At 29.6% G+C, this 13,997-nt stretch carries 11 protein-coding genes and 1 tRNA gene; 4 read left to right on the forward strand and 8 right to left on the reverse strand.

Translation table 4 applies throughout. From position 1 onward, the window contains the following. The first annotated feature begins 13 nt into the window (after window positions 1-13). The 4 genes from ffh to ACM0L0_RS00185 all read left to right on the forward strand — a co-directional run bounded on the left by ffh (window position 14) and on the right by ACM0L0_RS00185 (window position 3,335). Window positions 14-1,372: a signal recognition particle protein gene (ffh, locus tag ACM0L0_RS00170; RefSeq protein ID WP_416738559.1), complete on the forward strand. Its 1,359-nt coding sequence runs from the start codon at window positions 14-16 to the stop codon at window positions 1,370-1,372. A 3-nt stretch (window positions 1,373-1,375) separates the two neighbouring features. Then, the gene (locus ACM0L0_RS00175; protein ID WP_416738560.1) at window positions 1,376-1,885 is read left to right on the forward strand and encodes a PolC-type DNA polymerase III; all 510 of its coding nucleotides are present in this window, start codon (window positions 1,376-1,378) and stop codon (window positions 1,883-1,885) included. Between the two features lie 49 nt (window positions 1,886-1,934). After that, a tRNA-Thr gene (locus tag ACM0L0_RS00180) sits at window positions 1,935-2,010 on the forward strand. Window positions 2,011-2,111: 101 nt separating this feature from the next. Beyond that, a complete protein-coding gene (locus ACM0L0_RS00185) occupies window positions 2,112-3,335 on the forward strand; it encodes a restriction endonuclease subunit S (protein WP_416738561.1) in 1,224 nt (407 codons plus the stop codon). Between the two features lie 88 nt (window positions 3,336-3,423). On the opposite strand, the gene mip is transcribed toward ACM0L0_RS00185, so the two are convergent. Genes mip through ACM0L0_RS00225 form a run of 8 tightly spaced genes read right to left on the reverse strand, consistent with a single transcriptional unit; the run spans window position 3,424 to window position 13,994 of the window. Then, entirely contained in the window at window positions 3,424-5,631 is a 2,208-nt protein-coding gene (mip, locus tag ACM0L0_RS00190; protein ID WP_416738562.1) for an Ig-specific serine endopeptidase MIP, read from the reverse strand. Further along, on the reverse strand, window positions 5,621-6,988 hold the full coding sequence (locus ACM0L0_RS00195) for an MSC_0618 family F1-like ATPase beta subunit (RefSeq protein ID WP_416738563.1): 1,368 nt from the start codon (window positions 6,986-6,988) through the stop codon (window positions 5,621-5,623). The genes mip and ACM0L0_RS00195 overlap by 11 nt, the downstream gene beginning before the upstream one ends. After that, window positions 6,988-8,517, reverse strand: a complete 1,530-nt coding sequence (locus tag ACM0L0_RS00200) for an MSC_0619 family F1-like ATPase alpha subunit (protein WP_416738564.1) — start codon at window positions 8,515-8,517, stop codon at window positions 6,988-6,990. Before ACM0L0_RS00200 ends, ACM0L0_RS00195 begins: the two co-directional genes overlap by 1 nt. Beyond that, complete coding sequence (locus tag ACM0L0_RS00205; RefSeq protein WP_416738565.1) at window positions 8,517-10,670, reverse strand: MSC_0620 family F1-like ATPase-associated subunit; 2,154 nt, start codon at window positions 10,668-10,670, stop codon at window positions 8,517-8,519. The genes ACM0L0_RS00200 and ACM0L0_RS00205 overlap by 1 nt, the downstream gene beginning before the upstream one ends. Beyond that, a complete protein-coding gene (locus tag ACM0L0_RS00210; RefSeq protein WP_416738566.1) occupies window positions 10,655-11,128 on the reverse strand; it encodes an MSC_0621 family F1-like ATPase epsilon subunit in 474 nt (157 codons plus the stop codon). Before ACM0L0_RS00210 ends, ACM0L0_RS00205 begins: the two co-directional genes overlap by 16 nt. Next, the gene (locus tag ACM0L0_RS00215) at window positions 11,121-12,035 is read right to left on the reverse strand and encodes an MSC_0622 family F1-like ATPase gamma subunit (RefSeq protein ID WP_416738567.1); all 915 of its coding nucleotides are present in this window, start codon (window positions 12,033-12,035) and stop codon (window positions 11,121-11,123) included. The genes ACM0L0_RS00210 and ACM0L0_RS00215 overlap by 8 nt, the downstream gene beginning before the upstream one ends. Beyond that, window positions 12,035-12,568 carry an MSC_0623 family F1-like ATPase-associated protein gene (locus ACM0L0_RS00220; protein WP_416738568.1) on the reverse strand — a complete coding sequence of 178 codons (534 nt, stop codon included), beginning with the start codon at window positions 12,566-12,568 and terminating at the stop codon, window positions 12,035-12,037. The genes ACM0L0_RS00215 and ACM0L0_RS00220 overlap by 1 nt, the downstream gene beginning before the upstream one ends. Beyond that, complete coding sequence (locus ACM0L0_RS00225) at window positions 12,543-13,994, reverse strand: MSC_0624 family F1-like ATPase-associated membrane protein (protein ID WP_416738569.1); 1,452 nt, start codon at window positions 13,992-13,994, stop codon at window positions 12,543-12,545. The genes ACM0L0_RS00220 and ACM0L0_RS00225 overlap by 26 nt, the downstream gene beginning before the upstream one ends. Window positions 13,995-13,997 lie beyond the last annotated feature (3 nt).

The following is a 13,997-nucleotide window of genomic DNA, read 5'->3' on the forward strand; positions in this document are numbered from 1 at the left end:
GTATAATAATTTTATGTTAGATTTTTTAGAAAAAAGAATACAAAAAAGCTTAGCAAAAATGGCTAAGAAAACTACTTTAAATGAAGAAGATATTCAAGAAGTAACACGTGAAATTAAGATGGCTTTATTAGAAGCTGATGTTAACTTACGTGTAGTCAAAGAATTTGTTAATAATGTCAAAAATAAAGCTTTAGAAGAAGGAAGAATTATTGGAAGATTAAATCCTTCTCAAACAATGATCAAAATCTTTAGAGATGAACTTGTAAAAGTTTTAGGAAGTGAAACTAAAGAAATTAAAATTGACAAAAAACCTTATGTAGTAATGATGTGTGGATTACAAGGGAGTGGAAAAACTACTGCCACAGCTAAATTAGCTTACTACTTAAGAAAGAAAAAGTTTGTAACAAATCCTTTGGTAGTTGCTGCTGATATTTATCGTCCAGCTGCTGTAGATCAATTAGTAACTTTAGCTAAAGGAATTCAAGTTGATTACTATGAGCAAGGTGTAAATGTACCAGCTGAAACTATTGTGCAAAATGCATTAGTTAAAGCAAATGAAAACAAAAATGACTTAATTATCATCGATACTGCAGGTAGACTTGCTATTGATGAAAAATTAATGGATGAATTAGCTAATATTAAACATATTGCTCATCCAGATGAAATTTTCTTTGTAGCAGATGCTTTATCTGGACAAGATATTATCAATGTTGCTAGTGCTTTTAATGATAAGTTAAAACTTACTGGAGTAATTATTACAAAACTTGATTCAGATGCTCGTGGTGGAGCAGCTTTAAGCTTAAGACAAGTGTTAAACATTCCAATTAGATTTATTGGTACTGGAGAAAAAACTTCTAATTTAGAACTTTTCCACCCAGATAGAATGGCTGAAAGAATTCTAGGTATGGGTGATGTAATGACCTTAATTGAACAAGCTAGTGAATCAATTGATGAAGACAAAGCTAAAAACATGGTGGAAAGAATTTTCTCTGGGCAATTTACTCTTGATGACTTAATGGAACAAATTAAGCAAATGAAACAAATGGGTAAATTTTCAAAAATTCTTAAAATGTTACCTGGTAATTTAGCAAGTAAAATTGATGAATCAGAAATTGAAAAAGCTGAAGAAAAAATGCAACTATACCAAATCTTAATGTCATCAATGACTAAGGCTGAAAGAAAAAATCCTAAACTACTTAAACAAGCTTCTAGAAAAGAAAGAATCCTTAAAGGAAGTGGACGTAGTGCTCAAGAATACAACAAGCTACTAAATGACTTTGATGCAATGAGTAAGAAGATGACTCAAATCGCACAAAACTTTAAGAAAACAGGTGGTTTTGGAGGATTTGGCGGAATGGGTGGATTATTCTAATTTATGCATCCAAACAGCTATATAGTTTTAGATATTGAAACTACAGGACTTAGCCCTAATTTGCATGAAATAACAGAAATAGCAGCAATTAAAGTTATTAACAATCAAGTGGTAGATCATTTTAGTCAGTTAGTGAGAATTTCTGGTCCTTTACCTGAATTTATATCTCAACTAACTCATATTACTTGAGATATGTTAAAAAATCAAGCACCAATAAAACAAGTAATGCTTGAATTTATTGACTTTGTGCAAGATTTGCCTTTAGTTGGATATAATATTGCAAGATTTGATATTAAATTTTTACAATATTATGCAGCTAAAACTCATGGTCACATCTTTAGAAATGAAATTATAGATACATTAATGCTATCTATACATAAACTTAATCTTCCAAATTATAAACTTGGAACTATATGTAATTACTATTACATTCCATATGATGCTAGTGAAAACCATAGAGCACTAGCTGATTGTGAAGTAACTTTACAATGCTATAAATTTTTAACCAAATAATACTAAAATAGGCTATTTTAGGTATAATTTATATACTAAATAGCCATATGCCGACATAGCTCAGCAGGTAGAGCACTTCCATGGTAAGGAAGGGGTCGCTGGTTCGAGTCCAGTTGCCGGCACCAATGATCCAGCAATGGATTTTTTTATTGCATTTTTAGCATTTAACACTCTGAAATAATACTTGTAGATATGATAAAATTTAAAGGAATTATGAAAGAGAGAAATGATGACAAATAAAAAGGCACCAGAAATAAGATTTAAAAATCATGAAGATAATTGAAAAAAAACTAAATTTAAAGAATTATATAAACCAAATAATGAGAAAAATTTTGATATTAAATATAATGAAGAATATATCATTTCTGTAGCTAACATGTATTTTAAAGAAGATCAAAAAATCACTAATCTAGATTATTTGAAAAGCTACAATATTTTTAAAATAGGTGATATAGCTTTTGAAGGAAATAAATCACAAAATTATAAGTATGGTAGGTTTGTTGAAAATACAATTGGTGCAGGGATTGTTTCTCATGTATTCGAAGTATTTACCCCAATAACAGAACAATATGATCTCCAATTTTGAAAATATTACATCAATAATGAAAGAGTAATGCAAAATGTTCTTAGAAATTCAACAAAATTAACTACAATGATGTCATCATTAGTAAAAAATGATTTATTAAATCAATATTTAAATGTTCCTAACCTTATTGAACAACAAAAAATAGGTTCTTTATTATCAAACATAGATACTCTCATTACTTCTCAAGAATTAAAACTTAAAAAACTTCAAACAATAAAACAATCATTATTAGATAAAATGTTTGCTTCCAATAATGAAAGAGTTCCTAAAATAAGATTTAAAGGATTTGAGGATAGCTGAAAAGTTCACAAAATATTGGAATTAGCAAAATTTAGAAGAGGTTCATTTCCACAACCTTATGGAGAGGAAAAATGATATTCAGGCCCTAATGCTATGCCATTTGTTCAAGTAGCTGATGTTAATGAGTATCTCTCTTTAAAAAAAGAAACAAAACAAAAAATAAGTCAAATAGCTATTCCATTTAGTGTATTTGTACCTGACAAGTCAATTATTGTAACCTTGCAAGGTACAATTGGAAGAGTAGCACTGACTAAATATGATTGCTATATAGATAGAACAATTTTATATTTTAGTGATTATAAAAAAGCAATCGATAAGGATATGTTTGCAAGACTTATAAAAATAAAATTCCAGCAAGAAGCTTTATTAGCACCTGGAGCAGTAATAAAGACAATTACTAAACAAGAATTAAATAACTTTAAGTTGTATTTACCTAATTATGATGAACAACAAAAAATAGGTTTATTATTATCAAATCTAGATACTCTCATCACTAATCAAGAAACAAAACTTGAAAAGTTAAACAACATCAAAAAATCATTACTAGACAAAATGTTTTGCTAACATCTAAAAAACTTATCATACTGGTAAGTTTTTTTATTTTAATAATATAAAAAAACCTAGGATTAAGGCTCCTAGGTATAAAAATTATTTATTTTTTAAACTTGTAATCTTCTGGAATTTGTGAAACACCTTGAGGGAATAGTTTGGTTTTATAATCATTTCCGTACATTTTTTGTAATGCCTGACGATATGAAGTTCTTTGGTGTTCACCTCCACCATAGATTAAGTCATATTGTTCTAGATTATATTTACCATATTGACCTTTATAATCATATCCAGGTGATCTTAAAGCTTGTGTTAATGAAACAAGAGTTGTGAAACCACCATCAGCAGCAGCAAATGTGATACCTAGGATGTTTCCGTCAATATCTCTAACTGAAGAACCTGATCCACCTTCACCAGGTTGTCAGTTATGTAAAATGTACCCAAGTCCATAATTGATATATGAGTTCCCTGCATAGTTTGAGTCTTTTTCTTTAAGGTATTTAACTTCAAATCCTTTTTTATCCATTGCATTAATAATTGGGTTAGAAAGGAAGATGTCAGTTAATCCTGGTTTATCAATAAATGTACGCAATGCTAGGTTTTGAGATAAACCACCACCATATGCATTATCTTTATTAATCTTAGATTTATTAACTCAGACTGAAGATGTACTGCTTAAAGAAGGAATTTCATCTTTATTGCTTAGTGAAACAATTAAGTTGTCATCACTACCAGCATTAGGGAATCCTAGGGCTAATAGATCATAATCCATCTTAGAAACATCTTTACTATTAACTGTTAATTTTTCGCTAACTAATTTATCATAATTACTTAATAAATCAAAGTTAGCTGGTTTTGATTGATTGTCTTTACTTTGATATGCTGAAGTTAAATATAACACATAATCTTTATAATCATCAATTGTGCTTTCTTTTGAACCAGAATCTTCAGTTGGTGTAGAATATGTATATTTACCTTTACCTTGATCCAAAGTAACTTCAAGAACAGCAAAATCAGCCATTTCTTCTAATTTTGAATAAGGAGAATCAGGTTCTAAATATTCTGAAGGTGAAGTAGATAAGAAGTTTGCTCCAGCATAAACAATCTTAACGTTTTTAGGATCGATATTAAAGAAGTCGACTCTTGTATCTTGGTTTGTACGTTTTAATTCAACTTCAGTTGGAGTATCTGGGCTAAAATGAGCTAAAGTAATATTTCTAGTTACACCAACAATATTTTTTGATGCAGCCTTAAATGCTTGTTGAGCTTCATTATATGGGATTAAAGCTTTTGTGAATTTTTCATTAATTTCTTTGAATTCTTTTGAATTTTCACCATATTTAACTCTAATATCATTGTATTCATTTTCTATTTTTAATGTTTCAGGTGTTAATTCTTTAACTTTTTTACTTGCTTCTATTAATTTATCAGCATTAGCTTTCATCACAGAGTCAGGTAAAACATTATTGTAAACGCTATCAGTTTCTTTTTCTGTTAATAAATCACTTGCAACGTGTAAGTTGGTTGCTAAATATATTTTTTTAATTAAACCAGAATCATCAGCAGCATAGTCAAGAATTCATGCTGTACCTTGCGCTAAACGTCCTGGTGGAAGTTGAGGATCATTAAGTTTTTCTAAATAAGTATTGTTATTAACAAGAATAATAGAATAAGATTCTCCTAAAACATCTTTATAAAGTTTATTTGGAATATATCTAGCTGTACCTCTATCACCAGTAGGATCTGCTCAGTATTTTCTTCTTCTAAATTGCCCAAGAGGGTTAAGTACTAATTTATTATCATTAGTAGTTAATGTGAAGTTTTTGGCATATGAATCTAAGAAAGCAGGTAGATTTAGTTCAGATGCTTTATTATCAAAACTAGTTATATGTTCTTTACTATATTTCTCATACAATTCTTGATATGCTTCATTTTCTCCACCAGTTCATAAAGCACCAACTAGAGATTTAAGATAAGCACCTTCATCTGCATAATATTTCTTTAAGAATGTAAAATTTTGATATTCCGGACTATTTGCATTAGGAGGTGTAGTTGGGTCATTTTCAGGTCTTGGCGCAAATGGATTAGGACCAAGTCCTTTAGGAGGTTCTTCTACAGGTGCACCTTCTTTAGGATCTGTAGGTTTTTTGTCTTTTTCGGGATCCTCAGGCTTTTTAGCACCAGGATCATTAGGATCAACTGGTTTAGTTACTGGTCTAACTGGGTAATCATGGAAACATGAAACAGGCAGTAAACTAAATGCGCTAGCTCCTAGTATTAAAAGTGAATTTTTCAGTATTTTAGTTTTCATTTTTTATATCATCCACAGTAGCAATAAATGAGAATTTTTCTGGGTTAACATCGATAAATTCACCATTAATAATTCTTTCTACTGATTCAATCGTTTTAGCCAATGGAACGTAAACTCCAGGCATTTGAGTAAAGTGTTGTGTAGTGTGGAAGTATTGAGAGAAGAAGTTTTGTAGTTGTAAAGCTTTCTTAACAATGATTTTTGATTCATCGTCAAGTTCTTCAATACCTAAGATTAAAATAACATCTTCAAGTTCTTTATATCTTTGTAAGATTTTCTTAACTTGCATGATTGCATCATAGTGTTTTTGTCCAATGATTTTTACATCAACAGTTGCTGATGATGATTCAAGTGGATCAAAAGCAGGATAAATGTTTTTAGCCACAACATCACGTGATAATACTAGAGAACCACTTAAGTGATTAAAGACAGCTAAAGCTGATGGGTCAGATAAGTCATCCATAGGTAAGAATACTGTTTGGAATGAAGTAATTGAACCATTTTGATTTGAGAATAATCTATTTTCAACTGAAGAAATTTCAGTGTTTAATGTTGCTTGATATCCACCTAAAGAAGGTTTTTTATCAAGTGAAGCTGAAATTTCGTTTCCAGCTTGTAAGAAACGGAAAATGTTGTCGATGAATAGAAGCACATTTTCTTTTTCTGTATCTCTTAAGTATTCAGCAGCAGTAATTCCTACTGGTACAATACTCATTCTAGCTCCAGCACTTTCGTTCATTTTAGAAATAAACATCATAGAGCTTTTCATTAAATCTGATTTAGTTAAATCGTCATATAACTCAACCCCTTCTCTTGAACGTTCTCCAGCACCAATAAAGATAGAAGAAGTGTTCTTTTCCTTTTTAGAAAGGTTGAAGATAATTTCTTTCATAAGAACTGTTTTACCAACTCCGGCCCCACCAAAGATTCCGATTTTTGAACCTTTTAAGATAGGAATGAAGAAGTCGATAGCTTTAATCCCTGTTTCAAGGATTTGAGGTTCAAAATTGAAGTCATTATTAGTTACAATTGTTGAATCCATAGCTACACGTTTGAAGTTTGCTCGTGGATCATTTAATGATCTACCCATAACATCAAAGATGTTGTTTTTAGCACCAGCACCAACTGGTACCATGAATGTGTTGTTTGTGTCAAAGTATTCTTGGTCAATTGCTATAGTTTCATTTGCATCAATGATAACTGCATAAACAATGTTTTCATTAACAATTTTCTTAACAAGTAAGTGAGTTTGATCACTTGCAGAAGCTAAGATATTGTTAATTTTAGGTAGTTGGTCTTTTGGGAAAGAAACTTCAACTACGTCTGTTCAAATTTTAGTTACGATACCTTTAGTCATTATTTATCTCCTATTTTATCATCAATGTATTTTAAGGCACTGTTATCAATGTCCATGAATTTTTGGGTAACTTCAACTTGTCAGTTAAAGCCTTTGTATTTTGAATATTGAGCTAAAGCAAATGCAAAGAATTGTTTAGCCATGTTGTCATCATAAGCTTCATTATTAATCATGTGTTCTAAAATGTCTTTAGCAATGTGGTTGTAAACACAAAGTTCTTCAATGAATTTTAAAGCTAGAGGAATGTTTGTTACTTTCTTTAAAATACCTCATGAAATAAGTTTAGCTGTAAGGAACATTGTGCTTCCTTTGTAAACTGAGATACCTTTTTGAGTAAACATTTGTTCAACTAAAGAACCATTAGTTAATAGTGCGCTAGTTTCGTCATTTAAGTCATATTTAAGTGAAGCAAGTTTAATTTGTCTCTTGTATGCTTTGTAAATTTTGGCAATTTTACCAGCTACTTTAGCAATGTATGGTTTTTGTACTGATCCACCAATACGTGAAACAGATAAGTCGATGTCAATTGCAGGTAATTTACCTTGAGCAAATAAGTCTGTATTCATAACAATTTGCCCGTCAGTAATTGAGATATCATTAGAAGCTACTAATGAAGTAATATCATTTTCAACACTTTGTAAGATTGGAAGTGCTGTAATTGATTTTTTACCAACGAATTTTCCACTACGTTCAAGTAATCTAGCGTGAGCGAAGAACATATCTCCTGGGAAAGCTTCTTTTCCAACTGGTTTATTTGTTAATAAGGCAATTTCACGGTAAATGTTAGCATGTGATGTTAAATCGTCAAATACTATTAAAACATCATATTGGTGAGATAAGTTTTCAGCATGTGCCATAGCAATGTATGGTGCTAAATATTGTGCATATGGTTGATCTGCAGGAGCATTGATAATAATAGTGTAATCCATTGCATCATTGTCTTTTAATGTTTTATAAACTGAAGCAATATCTGATTGTTGTTTACCAATACCTACATAAATACATTTAACATTTTGATTCTTTTGGTTAATAATAGTGTTTAAAGTTAAATGTGTTTTACCTGTTTTTCTGTCACCAATAATAAGTTCTCTTTGTCCTTTACCAATTGGGATAAGTAAGTCAATTGCCATGTAACCTGTTTGTAATTGTTCTTCAAGTGGTTGGTATGAAAGTAAAGCGTTTGGTTTATTGAAAGCTAGTGATTTATGTGAAAGCATTGTTTTAGCTTCTGCAACAGATGGATATAAAACAGTTCCATCAATGTTAATAATTTTTCCAAAGTAGCTTAATGAAGTTTCGATAAAGTGTTGATCTTCGGTTGGGATTACACTTTCACCAATTAAGAAATCTCCGATTTTTCCTTCTGAAAGACAGTAAGCTTTATTTTGTGAAGCTGAGATTAAAATTAAATTTACTTCAGGGTTACTTGCTAGGGTAAAAATTTGATTCTGGAAGTATGGGTACTTACCTGTAATCTCTACAACATAGTCAAATATACCTGTAATTTTAGGATAGTTATTATTTGTCATTATAGACCTCCAAGTCCGATAGCAAGTAGAATAATTGCTATTATTAAGAAAATTGAAGCTAGCGAACTCATTAATATTGTTTTATTTCTTGTGTTTTTAATTTGGAATCTTTTATGTGTGATTCCTAATGTTGAAGCAATTAAAATTAGGATTAGTGAGAATGATAAGAAGATAGCTCCTAATGTGTAAAGTAATGTTTTATTTGCAGCAGGTTGAGTGTATGGAATTTGTGGCATTGCTCAAACTGATTCAAACATTTGTTTAATTGCTTTTTTGTTTTCTTCTGTATTAGTTAAGGCTTCTGTATGTAAGATGATGTATAAATCTCTAAAAGTCTTATTTATACGAGTTGTTAACTCAGTATAATCAAGATATTGTGAATATAGGTTAAAACTATTGTTTATAGCTAATCCTTTTAAGAATGAAATATCATCATTTAAGACATCTAAGCCTTGGTTAATTCAGCTCATATCTAAATAATTGATTTTATAGTACTCATTTAGTACTTTAAGGTTTGCTTGAATTGTTTCCATCTTATTTTTAATACCTTCAGATATTAATTTAAAAGTATTTAAATAAGCATTTGGTAATAAAGCAAAGTAGTAAGTGTCATTAATTAAAGTATTTTTTAAAGTTGATAGTACAAAATAATTAATATCTGTACCAAATTTAGTGTCTAAGTTGTCTTTTAAGTCAACAGTAGATACACCTGAAGCATTGTCTTGAATAATTTTAGCTAAATCAGCTTTATATTCAGGTTTATAGCTATTTTTCATAGCACGTGAAATCATATTAAATAACACGTTAGCTAATTCTTGATCAACTAGTTGTTGATAATCAATTTGAGAATTAACACCTAAAGCTGTATATAGCTGTATAAAGATGTTTCTAATTAATTCATTAGCAGCTTGTGTTGCTAAGGTTAATTGTTTATCAGCTAAAGCATTAACACTATAGCTATAGGTACGCAAGTTATTTTTATCAACACTATCTTCAATCTTTACATTAGCTAATAATTCTTTGTTAGAATCTAACTTAAGCTCTGTAACGACATATTTATATCTAGTGTTAATGTTGTTTTCGAAGAAGAAGTAGATTGGTGAATTCTTATCAACATTTTTATTATATTTTTCAATAAAAGCTGTTTTTGCAGTATCTGAAGTTAGAGCTTTAAATTCATCAAACTTAGCAGCTGAAATAATTGGGTGTAATGAAGGGATGTTTTGAATTTCATTAGACTTAACAGCTGGATCTTCGATACGTGGAAGAGGAGGAATAATAGGTGATGGTGGTTTATCTTTATTTTCATCCTCTTTAGAGTTTTGATCTAGGTCAAATTTTAAGAAACGTGAACTATATTTAGATTTAATATAGTCATCTCATGATTCATAATTCTTAGGCGCATGTAAGTTGAAATCACCTGAAGAATTAAAATCAATTGTAGTAGTTTCAAAAGTAGGGATATCTTCATCATTTTGGAAGATTTCATCAAATTCACCAGCTAACTTTTTAAAGTACTCATCAACTTTAGCATTGAATTGTTCTTTAGTTAATGTGTTAGTTAAGGTTTCATTACTATATTCTTTTAAGTCTTCAATTTGAGATGAGACTAAAGGAAGATTTTGATATGGGTTAGTTGAATCTTTTTCAGCATTGATTAAAACTTGTTGATAAGTTTTTGAATCAAATGTTAGAACCATACTCTTGAATGCTTTAGAGTTAGCTATTATTTCAGGATAGAAAGTGAAGAATCCATTATCTCTAGGGTTTTTGATGATGTATTCTTTGTGTTTTTCTAAATAAGTAGCTACTTTTTTAAGATACATACCTTTTAAGATGTCTTGAGCATCTTTAGTAGTAGTATTTGTAAGTAAGGTATTAGCTTCATTATGAAGGTCCTTAATACCTCTTTCTAGAATTGTTTTAAGTTGTTTGCCTTGAGCTTCTTTTTCTAAACCAGAAAACTTATCGAATTCTGGAGATAAGTTTTTGCCTTCTTCATTAGAATTAGAAGCTTTACCATTTGTACTATTACTATCTGTACCATTACCATTTGTATTTTCGTTTGTGTTTGTAGCAGCTGCAGAAAGTACACTTAATGGAATAGTGGCACTTACTGGTCCAAGGATTAGTCATTTTAGTTTTCTACGCATTTATACTCCTCTGGGCTTAAGTTAAATAAAGTAATAGCTTTTAAGATAAAGATTTCATTTTCTAATTTATAGACTGCAATTTTATTTAAATTATCAACATAAAGTTGTTTACAACTATTGTAGTAATTTAAATCACTTAATAAAGTTTTCAATCTAGCTTCTTTTTCTAAGATAAAATCATTACTCTTTTTCAGTTGTGAATAACTTCTAAAGCATCCTCTGTAAGTTACATGAATTTCAGAATTAATATATGTAATAAAGACATTGTCTAAAATATAGTATTTAGTTTCATTGTCTTTTGTCTTGATTCTGAAGAACGCTTTAGTATATGAACCGACTGAATTTGGCTTTAATAAGGTTCATTGATCTTCTAAGTTTAAGTTTAATTCAAAACTTGAAATATATTCTTTGGTTTCGAGTGAGTTTTCTGAAACAAAAAGGCATTTAATGTTATTCATTGCTGTCTCCTTTTGCATCATGTAGTAAATCTTTTTTCTTAGATAAGATAGAAATTTGTTCAACTTCTAATTCACGTTTAGCACGAAGTACTTCTAAAGCTAGACGTTTTTGTTTCTTTTCAAGATCATTAATCTTTTGGTTAATTGCCACCAAGGCATATTTTTGATAAATAAGGTTTGATTCACTTAGTAGGGCTAAAGTCATGTAAGTTAAATATGATTTAAGTTGAGCTTTAATAAAACTATTAATATCAGGATAAATGTTTAAGCCTTCAATAGACATAAAGCTATTTTCTTTACGGTAAAGGTCTAAATCAAAGTTTAGATCACTTAATGGAATGATGTTTAAGCTTAATTGTTTAGTCTTAGAAGAGTTAAGCACAAATTTAACATTACAGAAACCATTAGTTTCTAAGTAGGCTTCTAAAAAGTCTGGTAAGACATCAGTTAAGTAAACTACATCATTAAAAGTATTTTCAAAAATGATGTCTAAATGATTTTCTTGTGCGAAAGTTTTAGCACGATTTCCAATAACTATAAAGGAGTCGTTTTTATTTACGCTTTTAAGTAAGTAATCTTCATACTTACGATATGAGTTAGTCTCATATTTTTCTTCTTCAGTAATATAAACTCAAATAGTTTTATAACTAATGCTATTTTTAGTAGCGAGTTTATTTAAGAAAGAAAGGTAATGATTATTTATAGGTTCGATTAAAGGATTAGAGATTGCATAATTACTAGCGAGATAATCAATGTAAGATTTAGCTTGATTAGCTCTTTGGAAATACATCCCAATTTGTTGTGAAAGACGCAAGATATTAATTAAGTTAATATTCTTTTGAGATTCAACAATTGTAAGTATTTTATCTAGTGATTCAGCTTTTTGCTTGATTTTCTTTATATGCATTATTTAAGTAAGTCTGGAGAGAAGAATAAGTTGTAATCCTTTAAATCGAAGTTATATTTAATAATGATCCCTGGCATAATTTCAACCGGTCTATCATTTGATTCTAAGTAGAAAGTTAAGTAATCATTATATTTAACTAACAAGTTATTAATTTCAGCACTGTCAGCTTGTGATCATGACAGCACTCTTGTATTTGAATCAAATTGATGTGAAATAACTGGAACTAAAATGTTTTGGCTAAATCTTGGATTAATGCTTCAAGAAATATAGAAGTCCTTGAAAGCAATTTGATCTTTACGTGCCATATATTCATTACGTTCTTCAACCAATTCTTCTCAAATTCCACCATCTTTTTTGATGTTATATAGAATTAAGAATTGATTAGTAAATACTTCATATGAAATAAAGCTTTCATCATTTTTAATTTCATTATATGTATGATAAATTGTTGCTAAATATTCTTGTTCTTGTTTAATAATTGCTGCTGCAGCTTTATTCGTTTTTCTTTTATTTAGATAGTCTAGTAGTTTCATTTGATACTCCTTGAGTTTGGTTGTATTTATATACAACATAGGTTGCTTTTGCTCAAATACCAATTTGAATAATTACTTGAATTAAGCAAGCAATAATAGGAATGATAATAAAGATATCAACTAATGTGAATTTAAATGGTATTGAAGCAGTTAAATTATTATTACCTTGATTTAATAAAGCTGCTAACACTGAGAAGAAGATAGCTATGCTTAAAGATGCAAATATAAGAGTTAAAGTATAGCGTGTAATGTATGATAAGTTATTTCCAGCTAACTTGTAAACAAATAATAAAGCAAAGTAAGAAATAACTAGAATTCATACAACCATGTAGTTATTAAACTTATCGGCATTTAACATACGAATAATTAATAAAGCTGATAAGTAAACAATTGAAAGGATAATTAAGATAAATCCTTTTGCTGTTTTGCTTAAGTTATTAAGTGGTTTTCATTTTAATAAGAAATAGATTGGTACTAGCAATACTAACGCTATTACTAATGTTACAGCTCATAAGATGTGAGCTGGTGTACGATTCATCAATGGACCATCGTTAATATTAATAATAAAGATGTTGATAAACATTCATACTGTAAATAAAGCTAGTAGATAGAAGTTAAAGTTTAATGTTTGTTTTGATAAAGTTTTAAAATCTGTGTAACTTGGTTCTAAGACAAATAAGTTAGCAATTTTAGGTCCTCAATATAGTAGGAAGGTAATTGCTATTGCAATGATTGCAATTACACCAGCAGCTGTATAGTCATAGAACAATGTTCTAAATCCTTCTTTAAGATTGTTTTTATCTGTAAATAAGGTTTCGGGGCTATTACCAACTAAGAAGTAAGCTAATAAAGCTCAACCTGTAATTAATAAAGCGATTTTAGCAAGGTTTGAAACTAAGAAGTTTCTTATATATTTTTTAGTTCCTGTATAAACTTTAGTGCAATAAATGAGGTGGTAAATTTCAAATCCTAAATTAAGTAGCATTAAAGCTGTGAATGGAATAGTGTTAATTAATAGTACTGTCATACTACTATCTTCAGTAATAGGTAATCCAACTAATAATCCGAATGCAGCAATCATGATTACAAAGTATCCAACTGATCATGGTGAGTACTTAGCAAAGCTGACAGGCTGCTTGCCTACATTTCTTGCTAATCAAAATGGTGCAAGAATTAATGGGACCATCAGTACAATAAAGTTATAAATTATGACGAAATTTCGTCCTTGAAAACTAGGCTGAGAAATATCAAGGAAGTTTTCAATAGGTAAGAAAGGCTTGTAGACGTTTAATCCTGTTTTAGAAGGATTTCATCCTAATAAGCTTGACAGAGAGAAGAGACTAAAGAGCAGCAATACTCCTAATAACACATAGCCAATAATATTCTGTCAATAAAATAATGTGTTTTGTTTAAGTTTTATGTTCATATA

The sequence above is a fragment of the Mycoplasma razini genome (assembly GCF_048076865.1).
In the GTDB taxonomy this organism is placed as follows: domain Bacteria; phylum Bacillota_I; class Bacilli_A; order Mycoplasmatales; family Metamycoplasmataceae; genus Mycoplasmopsis.